The organism is Sphingomonas sp. (assembly GCF_040398505.1).
Lineage (GTDB): Bacteria > Pseudomonadota > Alphaproteobacteria > Sphingomonadales > Sphingomonadaceae > Sphingomonas.
In genome coordinates, this window is sequence record NZ_JBBATX010000084.1 from 5,955 (window position 1) to 10,498 (window position 4,544).

Consider the following 4,544-nt stretch of genomic DNA (forward strand, 5'->3'; position numbering starts at 1 on the left):
AGCTTGGCGAAGAAGCCGACGAGCGGCGGAATCCCCGCGAGCGACAGCATGAAGATCATCATCGCCAGCGCCAGCCCCGGCCGCGAGCGCGAAAGCCCCGCCAGACTCGCGATCGACTCGACCGGTTGGCCCCCGGCATCGCGCATCTGCAGCACGATGATAAAGCTGCCCAGCGTCATCACGACATAGATGGTGAGGTAGAACAAAGTCGCCGCGACGCCCTCGGGTGTTCCCGCCGCCAAGCCGACGAGCACGAAGCCGACATTGTTGATCGACGAGTAAGCGAGCAGCCGCTTGATATTGGTCTGCCCGATCGCCGCGACCGCGCCGAAGATGATCGACGCAAGCGACGCGAAGATCACGATCTGGCGCCACTGGTCGGTCGCCGGCCCCATCGCCTCAACCGCGACACGCACCGACAAGGCGATCGCCGCGACTTTGGGGGCAGAGGCGAAAAACGCCGTCACCGGCGTCGGCGCGCCTTCATAGACGTCGGGCGTCCACATGTGGAACGGCACCGCGCTGATCTTGAACGCCAACCCGGCAAACACGAACACCAGCCCGAAGGTCAGGCCGAGCGAGTGCCCCGCGCCATAGGCGGTCGAAATCGACGAGAAGAGCGTCGTCCCGCTGAACCCGTAGACCAGCGAAATACCGTAAAGCAGGATCCCGCTCGCCAGCGCCCCGAGCACGAAATATTTGAGGCCAGCCTCGGCCGAGCGCGTATCGCGCCGCATGAAGCTTGCCAGCACATAAGCCGCGAGGCTCTGCAATTCGAGGCCGACGTAGAGCGTCAGCAGATCGCCCGCCGACACCATCATCCCCATGCCCGCCGCGGACAGCAGGATGAGCACCGGATATTCCGGGCGCAGATCATCGCCCGTGCCCGCCGCGAAGAAGCACGGCGCGATGATGATCGCTACCGCCGACGCGCCATAGATCAGCACCTTGGCAAAGGCTGCGAACGCATCGGCGCGGTACAGTCCGCCAAACGCCGCACCGCCGCTCGATGCTGGCCCCGCCAGCGCAATCCCCGCGCCGATCAGCACCGCAACCGACGCCCAGGACACCATCCGGGTGGAGGCTTGCCCGCCCCATGCCGCGACCAGCATCAGCGCAATCGCGCCGACCGCCAGCACGAGTTCGGGCAGCGCCATCAACAAATCGGCGTTCATGGCCGTGCCTCCGCGTGGTGCGCAGGCAGCGCAACCGCCTTGCCCATCGTTGGCAGCGAGTCGCCCTTCGGCGCGGCGCGGGCGATCCGCGCCTCGAGCGTGCCGACATCCCCGCGCATGGGCGCGAGGAAGCTCTCGGGATAGACCCCCATCCACAACACCACGGCGGCAATCGGCGCGAGCAACGCCACTTCGCGCAAACTGAGATCGGGCATCGCGCGAACGTCGTCATGGACGATCTCGCCGAACACGACGCGGCGGTAGAGATAAAGCATGTAAGCGGCACCCAAAATGATGCCCGTCGTGCAGAGCAAGGTCATCGTCGTCGAAACGCGGTACGTGCCGGCGAGGCTGAGGAATTCGCCGACGAACCCGCTCGTCCCCGGCAAACCGACCGAGGCCATCGTGAACAGCATGAAGAGCAAGGCGTAGCGCGGCATGTTGATGGCGAGACCGCCATACCGGCTGATTTCGCGCGTGTGCAGCCGGTCATAAATCACGCCGACGCACAGGAACAACGCCGCCGAGACGAGGCCATGGCTCAGCATCACAATCATCGCGCCTTCAATCCCTTGCCGGTTGAACGCGAACAACCCGATCGTGACGATCGCCATATGCGCGACCGAGGAATAGGCGATCAGCTTCTTCATGTCCGACTGCACCAAAGCGACGAGCGAGGTGTAGATCACCGCGACCGCCGACAGGCCGAGGATCAACCAGGCGAGCTGCGCCGAAGCCTCGGGGAACATCGGCAGCGAGAAGCGCAGGAAGCCATATCCACCAAGCTTGAGCAGCACGCCTGCCAGGATCACCGATCCCGCGGTCGGTGCCTGCACGTGCGCGTCGGGCAGCCAGGTGTGGAACGGCCACATCGGCATCTTGACCGCGAACGACGCGAAGAAAGCGAGCCACAGCCACGTCTGCGCCTGCACCGGGAAATCGGTGTTGAGCAGCGTGGGGATGTCCGTCGTACCGGCGAAATTCGCCATCCACAGCATCGCCACCAGCATCAGCACCGAGCCGAGCAGCGTGTAGAGGAAGAATTTGTAGCTGGCGTAAATCCGGTTCGCCCCGCCCCAGATGCCGATGATCAGATACATCGGGATCAGGCCGGCCTCGAAAAAGATGTAGAACAGGAACAGATCCTGCGCCGTGAACGTCCCGATCATGAGGACTTCGGTGAACAGGAATGCCGCCATATATTCCTGGACGCGCGTCGTGACCGCGACCCAGCTCGCCCCGATGCAAATCGGCATCAGGAACACGCTGAGCATCACCAGCATCAGCGCGAAGCCGTCGATCCCGAGCTTCCAGCCGAACACGCCGAGGCTCCCGGCATCCTCGACGAACTGCCATTGCGGCCCGCCAATGTCGAACTGCGACCACAGCGCGATGCCAAGCGCGAAATCGACCAACGTCGCGATCAGCGCGATCCAGCGCGCGTTCTGCGCGGTGGTGAACAGGCACGCCACCGCCGCGATCGCGGGCACGGCGAGCATGATCGAAAGAAGAGGCACGCCGCTCATCGTCTAATAGTCCCCACATCCGTTCGGGCTGAGCCTGGCGAAGCCCTGCTCTCAGCAGGAGAGGACGCACGAGTGGGAACCTGCCCTTCGACAAGCTCGGGGCGAACGGAAATTTCTAAGCGGCCGCTCATCGAGTAATCGCCCAGGTAACGGCGCCGGTCAGCCCAAGCAGCATGACGAAGGCGTAGGTGTAAACATAACCCGACTGAATCCGCCCGGCGACGCGCGCATTCAGCGCGACCACCCACGCCGCGCCGTTCGGGCCGAAGCGATCGATCGTCTGCTCGTCGCCGCGATGCCAGAACAAGCGGCCGATCGCGAAAGCGGGCTTGACGAAGAGCAGATCATACAACTCGTCAAAATACCATTTGTTGAGCAGGAACAAATAGATCGGGCGGTAGGTCGCGGCGAGCTTCACCGGCGCCTGCGGCGCGCGGATGTAGAAGATGTACGCGCCGAGCAGCCCGGTCAGCATTGCGATCGATGCCGACAGTTTCACGCCCAGCGGCACTTCGTGCATCGCGTGCATCAAATGCTCGCGGAACGCGATGGCGCCGCGCCAGAACGCCTCACCCGCCTGTGGCTCGATAAACGAACCGTGGAACACGAACCCGGCCGCAATCGCCCCGATCGACAACAGGATCAGCGGGATCAGGATCGGCAGCGGGCTTTCATGCGGATGATAGCCACCCGTGCCGTCGTGCGCGGCATGATGTCCGTGATCGTCCTGAGCATAGTCGTCATGTCCGTGCCCATGCGCGTCATGCAGCGCATGCTGGATATGCTCGGATTGCGCCCAGCGCGGCTTGCCCCAGAAGGTCAGGAACATCAGCCGCCACGAATAGAAGCTCGTCAGCAATGCGACGATCATCCCGACGATCGACGCGCCATGCTGGCCCGAAGCCCAGGCCGCTTCGATGATCGCATCCTTCGAGTGGAAACCGGCGAACCCGATCGCGAGTGGATTGCCGAACACCGCCGGGATGCCGACACCGGTGATCGCGAGCGTGCCCGCCATCATCCCCCAGAAGGTCCACGGGATGCTTTTGCGCAGGCCGCCATAATAGCGCATGTCCTGCTCATGGTGCATCGCATGGATCACCGACCCGGCCCCCAGGAACAGCAGCGCCTTGAAGAAGGCGTGCGTGAACAAGTGGAACATCGCCGCGCCATACGCGCCGCAGCCAGCCGCAAAGAACATATAGCCGAGCTGCGAACAGGTCGAATAGGCGATCACGCGTTTGATATCGGTCTGCACCAGCCCGACCGTCGCCGCGAACAGGCAGGTCGCCGCGCCGACCGTCATCACGACATTGAGCGCGAAGGGCGATGTCTCGAACATCGGCGACAGGCGGCACACCATGAACACGCCTGCGGTGACCATCGTCGCGGCGTGGATCAGCGCCGACACCGGGGTCGGTCCCTCCATCGCGTCGGGTAACCAGGTGTGGAGCCCAAGCTGCGCCGACTTGCCCATCGCGCCGACGAACAGCAGCAGGCACAGCAAAGTCATCGTATCGATGCGATAACCGACAAAGCCGATCGTCGAACCCGCCATCCCCGGCGCGAGCCGCAGAATTTCGGGGATCGAGATCGTGTTGAACACCAGATAGGTGCCGAAAATCCCCAGCATAAAGCCGAGATCGCCGACGCGGTTGACGACGAACGCCTTGATCGCGGCGGCATTGGCGGTCGGTTTGCGAAACCAAAAACCGATGAGAAGATAGGACGCGAGACCCACGCCTTCCCAGCCGAAGAACATCTGGACGAGGTTGTCGGCGGTCACCAGCATCAGCATGGCGAAGGTGAACAGCGACAGATAGGCGAAGAAGCGCGGCTGGTC

General features: G+C 63.5%; 3 protein-coding genes. All 3 read right to left on the minus strand.

The window, feature by feature from the left end:
- A partial coding sequence (gene nuoN, locus ABWP09_RS10765; RefSeq protein WP_353205142.1) for an NADH-quinone oxidoreductase subunit NuoN occupies positions 1-1,175 on the minus strand: 1,175 nt, incomplete at its 3' end.
- Positions 1,172-2,701 carry an NADH-quinone oxidoreductase subunit M gene (locus tag ABWP09_RS10770; protein WP_353205143.1) on the minus strand — a complete coding sequence of 510 codons (1,530 nt, stop codon included), beginning with the start codon at positions 2,699-2,701 and terminating at the stop codon, positions 1,172-1,174. The genes ABWP09_RS10770 and nuoN, both read right to left, overlap by 4 nt.
- A 127-nt stretch (positions 2,702-2,828) precedes the next feature.
- On the minus strand, positions 2,829-4,544 hold a 1,716-nt coding region (gene nuoL / locus ABWP09_RS10775), incomplete at its 5' end, for an NADH-quinone oxidoreductase subunit L (protein WP_353205144.1).